Source organism: Solirubrobacter pauli (assembly GCF_003633755.1).
Lineage (GTDB): Bacteria > Actinomycetota > Thermoleophilia > Solirubrobacterales > Solirubrobacteraceae > Solirubrobacter > Solirubrobacter pauli.
Window position 1 is genome coordinate 1393770 of sequence record NZ_RBIL01000002.1, and the last position, 15811, is coordinate 1409580.

Below are 15811 nucleotides of genomic sequence, written 5' to 3' on the forward strand. Positions count from 1 at the left end.
GCCGCACCTGCCGATAAAGGGGGTGCGATGAAGGCCATGCTGGACATGTTCAAGGACGAGCGGCGCGCCCGCTGGTTCTTCGCGGCGCACGCGCAGGGCGCGCTGGGCGCCGGGGCGGGCTACATCGCGCTGCTCGTGCTGGCCTACGAGCGGATCGGCTCCGCGTGGGGCGCCACCGCCGTCCTGCTCGCCGACCTGCTGCCCGCGATGCTGCTCGGCCCCCTGCTGGGCGCGGCCATCGACCGCACGTCGCGGCTCGCGGGCGCCGTCCTCGCCGATCTGATCCGCGCGGCGGCGTTCGGGGCGCTGGTCTTCACGCACTCGACCGGGGCGATGATCGCGCTCGCGCTGCTCGCCGGCTTCGGCACGGCGCTGTTCCGGCCCTCGACCTGGGCGCTGCTGCCCGGGCTCGTCGCGCCGTCGCGCTTCAGCGCCGCGGTCGGCCTGTTCAACGCCGTCCGGGACACGGGCCAGCTGCTCGGCCCGGTCCTCGCCGCGGGCCTGCTGGTGATCGCCTCACCGGCGGCGGTGCTCGGCATCAACGCGGTCACCTTCGGGCTGTCGGCGCTGCTCCTGCTGCGGCTGCGCGGCCACGTGCGCCGGCCGGCCGCCACCGAAGCCGCCATGGACGAGCCCGTCTCGCTGCGCGGCGTGCTGCGCGATCGCTTCGTGCGGGTCATGATCGGCACGTCGGCGACCGTGACGCTGTGCGCGGCGACCATGAACGTCGGCGAGCTCGTGCTCGCCCAGCGGGACCTGAAGGCGGGCGCGACCGGGTTCGCGCTGCTCGTGAGCGTGTACGGCTTCGGCCTGATCGTCGGCGCGCTGTGCGCCGGACGCGACGGGGGCGACGCGCGCCTGTGCTACTTCGCCGGCCTCGGCGGGATCGCCGCCGGCATGCTGAGCACGGCCTTCGCGCCGACGCTCGGCTTCGCCCTGTTCACCTTCGGCTTCACCGGCGCGGCCAACGGCCTGTTCAGCACGAGCAACCGGATCCTGCTCACGCGCGCCATCCCGGAGCGCGTGCACGGCCGCGCGTTCGGGCTCGTGGACTCGCTGGACTCGTGGGGCTTCGGCCTGGCGGTGATCGCCGGCGGTGGGCTCGCGTCCGCGTTCGGCGGCCGCGCGCTGTTCGCCGTCGCCGGCTCGGTCCTGTTCGTGATCTGGGCGTGCGCGGCCTACACGCTGCGCTCGCGGGTCATGCCCGAGATCTCGGCGCCCGTTCCCACGCTCATACCCGCAACCCAAGGCTGACGGCGTCGTCGAGCGCCAGCGCGGCGCCCTCGGCGACGGCGGCCTCATAGCCCGGGGTGCCGAGCGCCGCGCGCAGCTCGGCCTCGACGCGCTCGCCGAAGCGGCGCTCGTCGGGCTGGCGGGTGGTGCCGCGGGTCTCGCGCAGGGCGTCCGCCGCGCCCCACAGCCGCGCACCGGCGTGCGGGTCGTCGCGGCGGCTCGCGGCGGCCGCGGCGGTCTCCAGGCAGCCGACGATGCCGTACGAGTCGCCGATCTCGTGCGCGCGGGTGAGCGCGAGCCGCAGCAGCTCGATCGCGCGGGCCTCGTCGGTGTCGAAGAGCACGCGCGCGAGCGACTCCTCGGTCGAGGTGAGGTGGGCGGGCTCGGCGACCCGGCGGGCGATCGCGACGCTCTCCTCGAGCCGCGCGATCGCCTCCTGCACGTTGCCGACCTCGTCGTGGACGATCCCGAGGTTCTGCGTGTAGAGGCTCACGGCGCGCTCGTCGCCGAGCTCGCGGGCGATCCCGGTGGCCTCGCCGTAGAGCGCGATCGCGGTCTCGAAGTCGCTGCGATAGACGGCGAGCACACCGAGGTTGGAGACGATCCGCGCCTCGCGGTCGCGCAGCCCGAGCTCCCGGGCGGGCTCCAGCGCCGCTTCGAAGTGGCCGCGGGCGGCGTCGAAGTCGCCCTGCTCGGCTGCCAGGATGCCGGCGCCGTTGGCGGTCCGCAGCCGCGCCTCGGCGGTCCCGCCGTCCAGCGCGAGCGCGCCGCGGCAGAGCTCGCGCCCCTCGCTGACCCCGCCGCGCAGCAGCCAGTAGCGCCACAGCGGCGCGACGAGCGCGAGCGCCGTGTCGCCGTCGTGGACGGCGATGGTGTGCCGGAGCGCGGCGCGGATGTTGTCGTGGTCGGCGTCGAGGCGCTCGAGCCAGTCGCGCTGCTGTGGGCTCACGAGCCCGTCCTCGGCCTCGGCCAGCAGGTGCACGTACGCCCGCGCGTGGCGGTCTCGCACGTCCTGGTCGTCGCCGAGCTGCTCGAGCGCGTACTCGCGGACGGTCTCGAGCATCGCGAAGCGCCCGTCGGCGGGGGTGAGGAGGCTGTGGTCGGCGAGCGCGGCGATCCCGTCGAGCGCCTGCGGGCCGCAGACGGCCTCCGCGGCGGCGAGCGTGAAGCCGCCGCTGAACACGCCGAGCTCGCGGAACAGGCGCTGCGCGTCGGCGTCGAGCAGGTCGTAGCTCCAGCCGATCGCGGCCCGCAGCGTCTGCTGGCGCTGTGGCGCGTCACGGGGCCCCGCGCTCAGCAGGTCCAGCCGGCGGGCGAGCCGGTCGAGGATCTCCTGCGGCGAGAGGACCTTGATCCGCGCGGCGGCGAGCTCGATCGCGAGCGGGAGCCCGTCCAGGCGGCGGCAGATCTCCGCGACGAGCGGCTCGGTCCCGTCGGGCTCCAGGCGCGGGTTGACGGCGCGGGCCCGCCGCAGGAACAGCGCGACCGCGGGCTCGGCGGCGAGCGGCGGTAGCGCCAGCTCGTGCTCGGCGGCCAGGCGCAGCGGGGCCCGGCTGGTGACGACGAGCTTCGTGCGCGGGGAGGCGGTGAGGATCGCGTTGAGACTGGACGCGGCGTCGAGCAGCTGCTCGAAGTTGTCGACGACGACCAGCAGCTCGCGCCCGGCGGTCTCGCCGATCGCCGCCTCCAGCTCCGCGCCCACGAGCGCCGGGTCCTCCAGCGCCCCGAGCGTGACGAACCGCGCGCCCTCGCCGAACCGCTCCCCGAGCCGGTGCGCGAGCTCGAGCGCGAACCGCGTCTTGCCGATCCCGCCCGGCCCGGTGAGCGTGAGCAGCCGCACGTCCGGCTCGCCCAGCAGCGCCTCGGCGGTCGCCAGGTCGCCTTCGCGCCCGAGCAACGGCGTCGCGGGCACGGGCAAGGGCGGCGCGTCGACGGGGTCCACCGAAGTTAAACGTCCTGGACGTTTAACTTCGGGGCGGAGCGCGGGGTCGTGGGCGAGGATCTGCGCTTCCAGGCGCTGGAGGGCCGGGCTCGGGTCCAGGCCGAGGTCCTCGACGAGCGCGTGGCGCGCGCGGCGATAGGCCTCGAGCGAGTCGGCCTGGCGGTCCGCGCGGTAGAGGGCGAGCATCAACTGCGCGTGCAAGCGCTCGCGGTAGGGGTGCTCGGACGTCAGGCGCTCGAGCTCGGGCACGAGCTCGCCGCCGGCGCCGAGCTCCAGGTCCAGCTCGACCCGGCGTTCGAGCGCGTCGAGGCGGGCGCTCTCGATCCGGTCCGCCTCGCCGCGGGCGGGCCCGTAGAGGGGCGCGTCGGCCAGCGGCGCGCCGCGGAACAGCGCGAGCGCCTCGCGCAGCCGCTCCGCCGCCTCCGCGGGCGGCGCCGAGCGGGCTTCGGCGGCGAGCGTCTCGAACCGCTCGAGGTCCAGCGCGCCGGGAGCGAGGCGGACCGCGTAGCCGGAGGGACGGGTCTCGATCGTGTCCGGGCCGAGCAGGCGGCGCAGCTGTGAGACGTGCACCTGCAGCGCCTTGGTCGCGGTCGGTGGGGGCTCCTCGTCCCACAGGACGTCGATCAGCCGGGTCGCGGAGACCGCGCCGTCGCGGTACGCGAGCAGGAGCGTGGCCAGCAGCGCGCGGTGCTTGGGCGCGCGTAGCTCGATGACGCCCTGCGGCCCCACGACCCGCAGCGGACCGAGGATCGCGAAGTCCATCGGCGCGACTTTACCGCCCCTTTGGCGCGGGCTTGCCGGTCGCCGCGAAGGTACGCAGCATGAACACCGCGACCACCAAGGAGGGTTGGACGATGGGCTTCAAGTTCGGCTGGAAGGTCTAACCGCACACGGCGAGGGCCAGGGCGAGCGCGTCGGACAGCGCGAGCTCTGCACCTTCGCGCTCGGCCTCGGCGTAGGCCGCGTCACCGAGCGCGGTCCGCAGGCGGGTGACGGTCTCGTCCACCCATGCCTGCTCGTCCGCGGGCCGCATGCCACCGGCTGAGGCGCGCAACGCCTCGGCCGCCCCGATCAGCCGCGCGCCGTCGCGCGCGTCGGCTGCCACCCGGGCCAGCGTCTCGAAGGACTCCGTCAGGCCCGGGCGGTCGAGCACCGTCCGCGAGATCTCCATCGCCTCGCGCATCAGCGCGAGCGCGGCGGCCGGGCCGGCGTCCGCGACGGAGAGCTGGATCCGGGCCAGGGTTCGCGACGTGGACGCCAGCAGCGTCGGGTCCTCCACCTGGCGCGCGAAGGCGACGCTCTCGGTCAGCTGCTCGACCGCGCGCCGGTGGTACCCGGCGCCGGCGAACGCGATGCCGAGGTTCTGCGCATTCAGGCCCAGCCCCCAAGGGTCGCCGCCCGCGCGCAGGAACGAGACCACGCGCGTGTAGTGCGCGATCGCGGTCTCGTAGTCGAGCTCGAGCAGCGCGATGCTGCCGAGGTTGCCCTCCGCCCGCACGGCGCGGTGGTGGTCGCCGAGCGCCTTGGCCAGCTCGAGGCTCTCCTCGAAGAGCGCTTTCGCGGCTCGTAGATCCCCTTGGTCGCCGGCCAACGCGCCGGCGGCGTTGAGCGCGCGCAGCCGCAGATCGGGCGGCCCGTCGGGCGCGCCGAGCGCGGCGGAGATGGCCTCGCGGCCTTCGGCGAGGTTGCCGCGGCGCTCCCAGTAGCGCCAGACGGCCGCGCACAGCGACAGCGCGGTGGCGGCGTCGCCGTCGGCCACGGCGAAGTGGATCGCGGCGCGGACGTTCTCACGCTCGGCGTCCAGGCGGTCCAGCCAGCGGCGCGCATCCGGCCCCTGGATCTCCGCTTCGGCGCTCGCGAACACGTCGGCGAAGTGGCGGGCGTGCGCGCGCCGCGTGGCGTCCTGCCCGCCGGCCGCCTCCAGGCGGTCCAGCGCGTACTCGCGAACGGTCTCGAGCATGCCGAAGCGCCCGTCGTGCGCCTTGACGAGGCTGTGGTCGACCAGCGCCGCGACCGTGTCCAGCGCCTCCGGCCCGCAGACCGCCTCGGCGCCGTCGAACGTGAAGCCGCCGGCGAACACGCCGAGCCGGTCGAAGGTCGCCTGCGCGGCCGGTGGCAGCAGGTCGTAGCTCCAGCCGATCGCCGCGCGCAGCGTCTGCTGGCGCGCGGGCGCGTCGCGGGGACCGGAGCTGAGCAGGTCCAGGCGCTTGGAGAGCCGGTCGAGGATCGCGGCGGGCGCGAGCACCTTCGTGCGTGCGGCGGCGAGCTCGATCGCCAGCGGCAGCCCGTCCAGCCGCGCGCAGATGCGCTCGATCAGGGTCGCGTCGGCGGGCGCGAGCGCCAGCCGCGGGTTCAGCGCCCGTGCCCGGCGCTGGAACAGCTCCGCCGACGGCTCGGGCGCGAGCGGCGACACGGCCAGCTCGTACTCGCCGTGCACGCGCAGCGCGGCGCGGCTGGTGACGATGACCTTCGAGCGTGGGGAGGAGGCGAGCACCCGGCTCAACTCGGGCGCGGCGTCCAGCAGCTGCTCGAAGTTGTCGACCACCAGCAGCAGCTCGGCGCCCGCGAGGTCCCCGCCGGCGGCCTGCTCGATCTCCGATGCCACCAGTCCCGGGTCCTCGAGCGCGCCCAGGCCGACGAACCGCGCGCCGTCACCGAACCGCGGCGCCAGCCGGTGCGCGAGCGCGAGCCCGAGCCGGGTCTTGCCGATCCCGCCCGGCCCGGTCAGCGTGAGCAGCCGCACGTCCGGGTCGCCCAGCAGCGCCTCCGCCGCCTCCAGGTCCTCTTCGCGCCCGAGCAACGGCGTTGCCGGCGCGGGCAACCCCGGCGCCGGCACCGAACCTAAAGTGCCTGGCACTTTAGGTTCGAGGGTCGGGTCGTGGGCGAGGATCTGGGCTTCCAGGCGCTGGAGGGACGGGCTCGGGTCCAGGCCGAGGTCCTCGACGAGGGCGTGGCGGGCGCGGCGGTAGGCGTCCAGCGCGTCCGCCTGGCGGCCGGAGCGGTAGAGCGCGAGCATCAGCTGGGCGTGGAAGCGCTCGCGGAACGCGTGCTCGGCGGTCAGCGACTCCAGCTCGGTGATGACCTCGGCGTGGCGATCGAGCGCGAGGTCGTGCTCGATCCGCTGCTCGAGCGCGTCGAGGCGGGCGCTCTCCAGCCGGTCGGCCTCGACCGCGGCGGGGCCGAGCAGCGGCGTGTCGGCCAGCGGAACGCCGCGGAACAGCGCCAGCGCCTCCCGCAACGTCGCCGACGCGGTCTCCGGCGGCTCACCGCGTGCCCGCTCGCTCAGCGTCTCGAAGCGCGCGACGTCCAGGGCTTCGGGGTCGACGGCGAGCGCGTAGCCGTTCGGCCGCGTGACGATCACGTCCGGGCCGAGCGCGCGCCGCAGCTGGGAGACGTGGACCTGGGCGGCCTTGACCGCCGTGGCCGGCGGGTGCTCGCCCCAGAGGCCGTCGATCAGGCGGTCGATGGTGACGGTGTCCTGGCGGTGCGAGAGCAGCAGGACGGCCAGCAGCGACCGCTGCCGCGGCGCGTTGATGGCGATCTCGCCAGACGGCCCTTCGACACGCAGCGGCCCGAGTACGCCGAATTTCAGCGCGTGGCTTTGCCGAGCCTTTGCCACTCAGCACGATCCTACTGATCAGCCAGACTTCTGCGCCGGGCATGGTCGCTGTGGCGTAGGGCCGCTGGGCGGCTCGTCGTGACCGCGAGCCGCCCAGCTCTACGGCTGCTGCTGGGCCTCGTCGAGGATGCGGCGGATCTTGCGCGCCGTGACCTGCCCCTTGGGCCCGATCGCCTGCGCGAACTGGGTGATCCGCAGCTCCTCGAGCAGCCACGGCACGTCGGCGAGCTCGCCGTCTGAGCGCGCGCCCGGCGGTTGGCTGCGCAGCACGGTCTCGTAGGCGTGCTCGAGCTCGTGGATGGCGAGCATCTTGTCGCGGTCGGCCGCCGCGTTCTTGCTCAGCCGCTGCAGGCGCCACTCCGCGCCGCGCAGGTAGCGCTCGACGTCGGGCAGCCGCTGCGCGCCCGTGGGCGTGATGAAGCCGGGGAAGACGAGCCGTCCGAGCTGCTGGGCGACGTCGCGGCGGACCGGGTCGAACGCGGCGCCGCGCAGCTGGTCGAGCTGCGCGCGCACGTCGCGCGCGGCCTGGAGGATCTTCACGACGTCGGCGACGATCCGCTTGACCTCGTCCGCGGCGTGGCTCGCCACGAGCTGGCGCAGCTGCTCGAAGCTCTCGCCGTCGTAGACGGGCCCGCCGGCGCGGTCCAGCAGCGACGCGATCGCGGCGCTGGCGGCGTCCTCGAGCACGGCCGCGGGTGAGCCGTGCGGCGCCTCGATCAGCACGAGCTGCGCGGCGTTGCCGAGCTTGGAGCCGCGGTAGTGGCGGGTCGGGTCGGCGATCGTCAGCGCCAGCAGGCGGCGCGTGCCCGCCCGCATGTGCAGCGCCTGCGCGGCGGGGCTCTCCAGCGCCTTCAGGCCGACCGTCTCGCCCTCGTCGACCAGCGACATGTACGCCTTGACCGTCTGGTTGGTCCCCGGCAGCGCGACCGCCTTCGGGATCTTCCCGAACGTCCAGCTCGTCTGGCCGGTGCGCTCGAGCTTCTTGGTGGCGGCCGCGAGCGCGCGCCGCAGCGTCGGGCGCGCCTGCTCGCGCAGCGCGGTGAGGTCCTGCGCGGTGGCGACCACCTTGCCCTGGTCGTCCTCGACCGAGAACGTCATCCGCAGGTGGTTGGGCAGCCGCGACGTGTCCCACGCGTCGGGCGGGATCCGCACGCCGCGCTGGGCTTCGATCTCCGCCGCCAGCGACTCGAGCAGTGGCCGCTCGCGCGGCTTCAGGCGCGCCAGCACGCTCGCGACGACCTCCGGCACGGGCACGAGCTGCTTGCGGATGTCCTTCGGCAGGGAGCGGATCAGCGCGGTCACCAGCTCGGTACGCATCGCCGGGACCATCCACTCGAAGCCCTGGGCGCGCAGCTGCGGGAGCGTCTTGAGCGGCACGTGGACGGTCACGCCGTCCTGCGCATCGCCAGGGTCGAAGCGGTACGTCAGCTTGAGCTCGAGGTCGCCCTGGCGCCAGGCGTCCGGCCGGCCGGCGACGTCCTCGGCCGCCACCGGGTTGATCAGCAGCTCGCGCGTGAACGTGAGCAGGTCGGGCCGTACGCGGCGCTCGTCACGCCACCAGCGATCGAAGTGGCGCCCGCTGATCACCGTGTCCGGCACGCGCTCGGCGTAGAAGTCGTAGAGCGTCTGGTCGTCGACGAGGATGTCGCGCCGGCGGGCGCGCTCCTCGAGCTTCTCCACCTCCGCGACGAGCGCCTGGTTGTCGCGCAGGAAGTGGTGGCGCGTGTCCCAGTCGCCCTCGACGAGCGCGCGGCGGATGAACAGGTCGCGGCTCAGCGGGGCGTCGATCTGCCCGTAGCCGACGACGCGCCCGGGCACGACCGGCAGCCCGTAGAGCGTCACGCGCTCGGTCGCGACGACCTGCGCGCGCTTGCGGTCCCAGCGCGGCGAGTCGTAGGTGCGCTTGATCAGGTGCCCGGCGAGCGGCTCGATCCAGCGCGGCTCGATCTTCGCGGCGGTCCGGCCCCAGAGGCGCGAGGTCTCGACCAGCTCGGAGACCATCAGCCACGCCGGCTGGCCCTTCACGCCGCTGCCCGGCCACAGCGCGAACTTCGCGCCGCGCGCGCCCGTGTACTCGCGCCGCCCGCTGTCCTTGAGCCCGACGTGGCTGAGCAGCCCGGACAGGATCGCCTGGTGGATCAGCTCGGGCTCGGCCGGCTGGCGGTTGACCTTGATCCCCATCGCCTTGGTGGACTGGCGGATCTGCGACACGAGGTCCTGCCACTCGCGGATCCGCAGGTAGTGCAGGAACTCGCCCTTGGCCTGCTTGCGGAACTGGTTGACCGACAGCTCGGCGCGCTGCTCGTGCAGGTAGCGCCAGAGGTTCAGGTAGGCGAGGAAGTCCGAGGTCTCGTCGGCGTGGCGGGCGTGCGCCTGGTCGGCCTGCGCCTGCTGGTCGGCGGGACGTTCGCGCACGTCCTGGATCGACAGCGCCGCGGCGATCACGATCACCTCGTCCACGCAGCCCAGCCCGGCGGCCTCGAGCACCATCCGGCCCATCCGCGGGTCCACCGGCAGCTGCGAGAGCCGCCGACCGGTCTGCGTGAGCTTGCGGCCCGTCTCGTCCAGCGCGCCCAGCTCCTGCAGCAGCGCGATGCCGTCGCGCACCTGGCGGCGGTCCGGCGGGTCCAGGAACGGGAAGTCCTCGACGTCGCCGAGGTCGATCGCCGCCATCTGCAGGATCACGGCGGCGAGGCTCGTGCGCAGGATCTCGGGGTCGGTGAAGCGCGGGCGCTCCTCGAAGTCCTCCTCGGAGAACAGCCGGATCGCGATGCCCTCGGCCACGCGGCCGCAGCGGCCCTTGCGCTGGTCGGCGGACGCCTGCGAGATCGGCTCGATCGGCAGCCGCTGCACCTTCAGGCGCGCGCTGTAGCGCGAGATCCGCGCCGTGCCCGGGTCGACGACGTACCGGATGCCCGGCACGGTCAGCGACGTCTCGGCGACGTTGGTGGCGAGCACCACGCGCCGGCCTTTGTGCGGCTTCCACACGCGCTGCTGGGCGGCCGTCGACTGGCGCGCGAACAGCGGCAGGATCTCGACGTGGTTGAAGCGGCCCTCCAGTGCCTCGGCGGTGTCGCGGATCTCGCGCTCGCCGGACAGGAAGACGAGGATGTCGCCGGGCGGCTCGCGCAGCAGCTCGTCGACGGCGTCGCCGATCGCGTCGGTCTGGTCGGCGTCCTCCTCGGGCTCGCGGTAGCGGACCTCGACCGGGTAGGTGCGGCCGCTCACCTCGATGATCGGCGCCCCGTCGAAGTGGTTCGCGAAGCGCTCCGGGTCGATCGTGGCGGAGGTGATGATCACCTTCAGGTCCGGCCGCTGCGGGAGCAGGCGCTTCAGGTAGCCGAGCAGGAAGTCGATGTTCAGCGACCGCTCGTGCGCCTCGTCGACGATGATCGTGTCGTAGCGGCGCAGCAGCCGGTCATTCTGGATCTCGGCCAGCAGCAGGCCGTCGGTCATCAGCCGCAGGAGCGTGTTCTCGCCCGTCTTGTCGTTGAAGCGGACCGCGTAGCCGACCGCGGCGCCCATCGGCACCTTCAGCTCGTCGGCGATGCGCTCGGCGACCGTGCGCGCCGCGAGCCGTCTCGGCTGCGTGTGGGCGATCGTGCCGCGCACGCCGCGGCCGAGCTCGAGGCAGATCTTCGGCAGCTGCGTCGTCTTGCCCGACCCCGTCTCGCCCGCGACGATCACGACCTGGTGGTCGCGGATCGCGTTCAGCAGGTCCTCGCGCCGCGCCGAGACCGGCAGCTCCTCGGGGTAGGAGACGGCGGGGACGGCGGCGCGCCGCTGCTCGAACTTCAGGACGGCCTTCGCGATGTCGGCGTCGAGCCGCTGCTGGCCTTTCTCGTCGCCTTTGGCGAGGCGCTTGAAGCGCTGCTCGAGGCGGAACTCGTCCTGGATCGTCAGCTCGGGGAGGCGCGCTTGGAGCACGCGCTCATAGGTTACCCCGCACTAGCCGGTGGTTCAGGGTGTCGGGCAACTACCACGCTGCGTAGTTGAAGGTCGGACGCACCTCTAATACGGTCGGTGCGCGATGTCGCTGATGTGCACGCTTTCCACTACGAACCCCTAGTGGAATCCGCGGCCGGGACGGGGCCCTCACTCGTCCCGGCCGCACTCGCTAGTGTCCGGCGCGATGCCCCAGACGCTGCAGCTCCTCAAGTACGAGTACGTCGACGACATGGCGGAGAAGCGCACGCCGCATCGTGCCGCGCATCTCAGCCTGATCGAGGAGTACCACGCCGAGGGCAAGCTCGTGATCGCGGGCGCCGTGGGTGATCCGCCCAGCTCCGGGCTGCTGGCGTTCGTGTCGGCGGAGGCCGCGTCGGCGTTCGCGGACGAGGACCCGTACGGCGCGGCCGGGCTGGTCGTCAGCAAGGCGATCGAGCCGTGGACGGTCGTGGTCAGCTGATGTTCGATCGGCTCGCCGGACTGCCGCTGCTGGTCGAGTCGTACGACTTCGTGCGGCTCACCGGCGGGGAGCGCTCGACGACGCTGCTGCGGCTGCACGGCGGTGGGTTCCGCGGGCTGGGCGAGGACATCATGCCGTCGGACGCCGACCACGACGCGTTCGAGGCGATGACCGACCTGCCGCTGGCCGGGTCGTGGACGCTCGTGGAGTTCCTCGACGCGCTCGCGACGTTCGACCAGTGGGGTGGGGTGGAGCCCGAGTTCGGGGACTTCGCGCGGCCGTTCCGCAACTGGGTGTTCGAGTCGGCCGCGCTGGACCTGGCGCTGCAGCAGGCGGGCGTGTCGCTCGGGGACGCCCTGGGGCGCTCGCCGCGGCCGGTGCGGTTCGTGAACTCGTTCGGGCTGGGGGAGGAGCCGAGCGTGGACGGCGTCCGGGCGCGGCTGGAGCTGTACCCGAGCGTCGGCTTCAAGCTCGACGCGGCACCCGCGTGGACGCGCGGGATCATCACGGAGCTGGCCGGGACGGGCGCCGTGCGGACGGTCGACTTCAAGGGCCGCTACGGGCTCGAGGTCGAGGGCGACTTCGCGCCGGTCTACGAGGCGGTCGTCGAGCTCCTGCCGGAGGCGCTGATCGAGGATCCGCACGAGGCGTTCGTGAGCGTCCTGCCGGCGGAGCGGATCGCCTACGACGCGCCGATCAAGCGGGCGGCGGACGTGGGGGCGACGCGGACCGTGAACGTCAAGCCGTCGCGCATCGGCGGGATCCGGCCGCTGCTGGAGCTCTACGCGCACTGCGAGTCCAACGGCGTCGTGATGTACGGCGGCGGGATGGGCGAGCTCGGGCCGGCACGCGAGCAGGTCCAGCTGCTGGCGGCGCTGTTCCACCCGGACGCGCCGAACGACGTCGCGCCGCCGCCCTTCAACCTGCCAGAGCCGATCCCGGGGCTTCCGACGAGCCCGCTGGAGGTCAGCTCGCCACCGATCGGGTTTCGCCTTAAGTAGTGAATCGAGGTCCTGGGTATGCGGACCTCATGATGAGAAGGCTATTGGTGGCAGTGACCGCTGCGGGCGCGCTGGCTGTATCCGCGTGTGGCGCCGAGGAGGCGTCGGTAGTCAAGACCGCGTTCGAGCAGGACATCAAGTCCGCGAACGTGACCGTCGACCTCTCGATGAAGGCGCAAGGCCAGGAGACGACCGTCAAGCTGGCCGGCCCCTTCCAGTCCAACGGTGAGAACAAGCTCCCGAGCGTCGACTGGAAGCTGAACATCGCCGCGGCCGGCATGCCGAAGCCGATCGACGGCCAGATCATCTCCACCGGCGACGACGCGTTCGTCGTCTACGGCGGCGAGACCTACCAGGTGGGCAAGGAGAACATCGCCAAGCTCAAGCTCTCCGGCGCCGGCGGCGGCATGGAGTCGGCCGACCTCGGCAAGATGCTCACCCGGATGCAGGACTGGTTCCCCGAGACCAGCGGCACCCAGGACGCCGAGCTCGACGGCGAGGCCGTCACCCGCATCTCCGGCAAGCTCGACCTCTCCGAGGCCCTGAAGGACATGAAGGAGATGGCCAAGCAGCCCGGCGCCTCCGGCTTCGAAGGCCTCGAGGACCTGAGCAACCGGGACCTCAAGGAGGTCGAGAAGGTCGTCTCGGACCCGAACTTCACGATCGACGTCGGCAAGTCGGACGGCAAGCTCCGCCGGATCGCCGCGAACCTGACGATCAACGCCGACGGCCAGAAGGGCGCGCTCGCCTTCTCGGTCAAGCTCGCGGACGTCGACAAGCCCGTCAAGATCCAGGCCCCGTCCGGCGGGCGCCCGATCGAGGAGCTCATGCAGCGGTTCCAGCGGGACTTCGGGGGCGGCGGCGCCGAGCCGGCCGCGATCCCCGAGGACGCGACGGTCTCCTAGGACCCCGCGCCCTGACCCAGCCAGGCCTCGGCGAACTCGCGCAGCTGCGGGTCGTCGGGGCCGCTGGCCTTCAACCGATGGCGCCAGGCGAGAGCCTGCACGCCACCCACGCCCGGGCGCTTGGCCAGGATCACGGCCTGGCCGGCCGCGGCGAGCTCGGGGTCGAACGGCCCGCTGACGTCCTCCTGCACCTTCGCGGGCGCCGCGCCGTCGTAGGCGAGGACCACGTTGCCCGCGGCGAGCGCGGTGAGGATCTGGTCGTCGGACAGCTCGGTGCGGTCGGCGTCGACCGGGTCCTCGCGGTGCGGACCCGAGGTCGGAGGCGCGTCCGCGGTCGAGGCCGGCGTGTCCGGGCCGGTGGTGACGACCTGCGCGCCGCGATCGGCCTCGAGCGTCCCGGGCCCGGCGGCCGTGCCCGGGTCCACCTGGGAGGAGTCCCGCGAGGCCAGCACGATGATCAGCACGAGGCAGAGGCCGGCGGCGAGGCCGGCCACGGCCAGGGCGTAGAGCGCCTTCACGTGCGGACCGGGGTTCGGCGTCGAGGAGCGTCGACGCCGGCGCACTGCGCGAGCTCGCCGATCGCGCGATCGAGGTCGGTGGCGAGTTGGTCGAGGTCGTCCATGGCGTCGTAGTCGCCGAGCAGGCCGAAGAACAGCCGCCCGTCGTAGGACATGATGGCGATTCCGAGCGCCGTGTTCAGGACGAGGGGCACCTTCGGGTAGAAGGCCTCCAGCTTGCGGCCCATCATGAACAGCGGTAGCTGCGGCCCCGGGACGTTGGTGACGGTCAGGTTGAAGAAGCGCTGACGTGACTGCAGGCGCGCCGCCTGGTCGAGCACGGTGGGCGCGGCGACGTCGGCGAGGCGCGTGATCGCCTGCGCGCCGACGGCCTGCCCGGACTCCTTCAAGTGGGCCATCGCGCCGTGCACGTAGCGGTAGCGGTCGATCGCGCCCGACACGCCGACCGGCAGCGGCGCGTACATCGCCGCCACCCGGTTGCCCAGCGCGCCGCGCTCGGCGTCCGCGCGGATGGAGATCGGCACCATCGCCTTCAGCTCCACGCCCTCCGGGTCGCGTCCGCGACGGATCAGATGCGCGCGCAGCGCACCCGCGACGACGGTCAGCACGACGTCGTTGATCGTGCCGCCCAGCGCGTTCTTGACGCCCTTGAACGTCGCGAGCTCGGCCTCCACCCACGCGAACCGCCGGTGCGGCCCGATCCGGACGTTGAGCGGGGAGGGCGGTGCGCCGGCCACGCCCGCCGCGGCCATCGCCGCGAGCCCGGCGACCGCGCGGCCCGCGCCGACGCCCGCGCGCTCCGGCGCGGCGACCAGCCCGCGCGCGAACTTCAGCGGCGCGATCGCGCGTTCGACGAGGCCGTCGGCGAGCAGCTCGGCGCGGCTCGGCGTCGGCCGGGGCGACCAGGGCGGCCCCGGCTCGGGCTCGTCAGCCTCGCGTGACAGGTCGAACAGCACGCCGAGGATGTCCACGCCGGAGATCCCGTCGACCAGCGCGTGGTGCGTCTTGCAGATCAGGGCGAAGCGGCCGTCGCCCATCGTGTCGACGAGCCAGATCTCCCACAGCGGCTTGTCCCGGTCCAGCTGCTGCGCGAAGACGCGGCCGGCCAGCGCGCGCAGCTCGGCGTCCGAGGCGGGCGCCGGGAGGGCCGTGTGGCGGACGTGATAGCGGACGTTGAAGTGCGGGTCGTCGACCCACAACGGCCGCGCCACGCCGAGCGGCGGGAAGGCCAGCTTCTGGCGGTAGCGGGGCACCATGTGCAGCCCGCGGTCGATCCGCTCGGCGAACGCGTCGTAGTGCGGGGCGGGCCCTTCGAACACCAGCACGGACCCCACGTGCATGTGCGCCCCGTCCTTCTCGAACGCGAGGAACGACGCATCAAGACCCGTGAGCCGCGTCATGGATTCGCATTGTCCCTCAGAACCCGTGTTTCAGAACCTTCAACAGGGTGTATAACGTTCCTTGTGACCAGTGATCTTCGTGAGCCGGGCGCCTTCCGCCGAGCGTTCGATGACCACCACCGCAAGGTGTATGCCGCCGCCTACGGCGTGCTCGGGGACGCCGCGCAGGCCCAGGACGTCGTCCAGGACGTCTTCCTGCGCCTCTGGAAGCGCCCCACCGCGTTCGATCCGTCCCGAGGCGACCTCGGCGCGTACCTGCGCCTGATGGGCCGCTCGCGCGCGCTCGACCTGTGGCGCGAGACCCAGGTCCGCACCCGCGCCGCCGACAAGCTCAAGCTCGTCGGCGGCACCGACGAGCCGCGCGCGGACGAGCAGCCGGAGATCGTCGCGCACCGCCACCAGGAGACCGACGAGGTCCGCGAGGCCCTCGAGAAGCTGCCCGAGACGCAGCGCGAGGCGCTCGTGCTCGCCTACTGGGGCGGCCTCACCGCCGACCAGATCGCGCAGCGCGTGCACATCCCGCTGGGCACCGCCAAGAGCCGCATCCGGCTGGGGCTCGCACGCCTGCGGGACGAGTACGCCGTCGCAGTGTGAGACCCCTCCGGATGGGGGGACCGCGCTTGAAGCGGCCTCGGGCGCCGCTATAAAAGAACGCTCGTTCGGTGTTGCCGAGCCGTGAACGCCCGGAGGTGTTCGCGGGTGGGGGATCTCTAGAAGGCCAAGCGTCTCGGGAGGAGACGCGCGGAGATCACCGACACACCCTGCAGGCAAAGAGTCCCAGCCGG

The 15811-nt window shown here is 73.2% G+C and carries 10 protein-coding genes; 5 read left to right on the forward strand and 5 right to left on the reverse strand.

Annotation, left to right across the window (positions count from 1 at the left end; translation table 11 throughout):
- The first annotated feature begins 27 nt into the window (after window positions 1-27).
- On the forward strand, window positions 28-1254 hold the full coding sequence (locus tag C8N24_RS26150) for an MFS transporter (RefSeq protein WP_121255674.1): 1227 nt from the start codon (window positions 28-30) through the stop codon (window positions 1252-1254).
- Here the strand turns inward: C8N24_RS26150 and C8N24_RS26155 are convergent.
- From C8N24_RS26155 to hrpA, 3 genes are all read right to left on the reverse strand, one after another.
- Window positions 1232-3937 carry an AfsR/SARP family transcriptional regulator gene (locus C8N24_RS26155; protein WP_121255676.1) on the reverse strand — a complete coding sequence of 902 codons (2706 nt, stop codon included), beginning with the start codon at window positions 3935-3937 and terminating at the stop codon, window positions 1232-1234. The genes C8N24_RS26150 and C8N24_RS26155 overlap by 23 nt on opposite strands.
- A gap of 118 nt (window positions 3938-4055) precedes the next feature.
- Window positions 4056-6794 carry an ATP-binding protein gene (locus tag C8N24_RS26160; RefSeq protein ID WP_121255679.1) on the reverse strand — a complete coding sequence of 913 codons (2739 nt, stop codon included), beginning with the start codon at window positions 6792-6794 and terminating at the stop codon, window positions 4056-4058.
- 99 nt (window positions 6795-6893) lie between these two features.
- Window positions 6894-10721, reverse strand: coding sequence for an ATP-dependent RNA helicase HrpA (gene hrpA, locus C8N24_RS26165; protein ID WP_121255681.1), 3828 nt, complete (start codon window positions 10719-10721; stop codon window positions 6894-6896).
- Between the two features lie 205 nt (window positions 10722-10926).
- Here hrpA and C8N24_RS26170 point away from each other — a divergent pair, with 205 nt between their 5' ends.
- Genes C8N24_RS26170 through C8N24_RS26180 form a run of 3 tightly spaced genes read left to right on the forward strand, consistent with a single transcriptional unit; the run spans window position 10927 to window position 13108 of the window.
- Window positions 10927-11202 (forward strand): YciI family protein, encoded by a 276-nt coding sequence (locus C8N24_RS26170; RefSeq protein WP_121258033.1) that lies wholly within the window; start codon window positions 10927-10929, stop codon window positions 11200-11202.
- Window positions 11202-12203, forward strand: coding sequence for an enolase-like domain-containing protein (locus tag C8N24_RS34820; RefSeq protein WP_121255683.1), 1002 nt, complete (start codon window positions 11202-11204; stop codon window positions 12201-12203). The genes C8N24_RS26170 and C8N24_RS34820 overlap by 1 nt, the downstream gene beginning before the upstream one ends.
- A 47-nt stretch (window positions 12204-12250) precedes the next feature.
- Entirely contained in the window at window positions 12251-13108 is an 858-nt protein-coding gene (locus tag C8N24_RS26180) for a hypothetical protein (RefSeq protein ID WP_147447996.1), read from the forward strand.
- Here C8N24_RS26180 and C8N24_RS26185 read toward each other — a convergent pair.
- Together C8N24_RS26185 and C8N24_RS26190 are read right to left on the reverse strand one after the other, a co-directional pair.
- Window positions 13105-13626 carry a DUF3105 domain-containing protein gene (locus C8N24_RS26185; RefSeq protein WP_170179426.1) on the reverse strand — a complete coding sequence of 174 codons (522 nt, stop codon included), beginning with the start codon at window positions 13624-13626 and terminating at the stop codon, window positions 13105-13107. The two genes, C8N24_RS26180 and C8N24_RS26185, sit on opposite strands and share 4 nt — an antisense overlap.
- Window positions 13623-15026 (reverse strand): WS/DGAT/MGAT family O-acyltransferase, encoded by a 1404-nt coding sequence (locus C8N24_RS26190; RefSeq protein ID WP_121255689.1) that lies wholly within the window; start codon window positions 15024-15026, stop codon window positions 13623-13625. Before C8N24_RS26190 ends, C8N24_RS26185 begins: the two co-directional genes overlap by 4 nt.
- A gap of 63 nt (window positions 15027-15089) precedes the next feature.
- Between C8N24_RS26190 and C8N24_RS26195 the strand changes: the two genes are divergently transcribed.
- Window positions 15090-15620: an RNA polymerase sigma factor gene (locus tag C8N24_RS26195; protein WP_170179427.1), complete on the forward strand. Its 531-nt coding sequence runs from the start codon at window positions 15090-15092 to the stop codon at window positions 15618-15620.
- The last annotated feature ends 191 nt before the right edge of the window (window positions 15621-15811 follow it).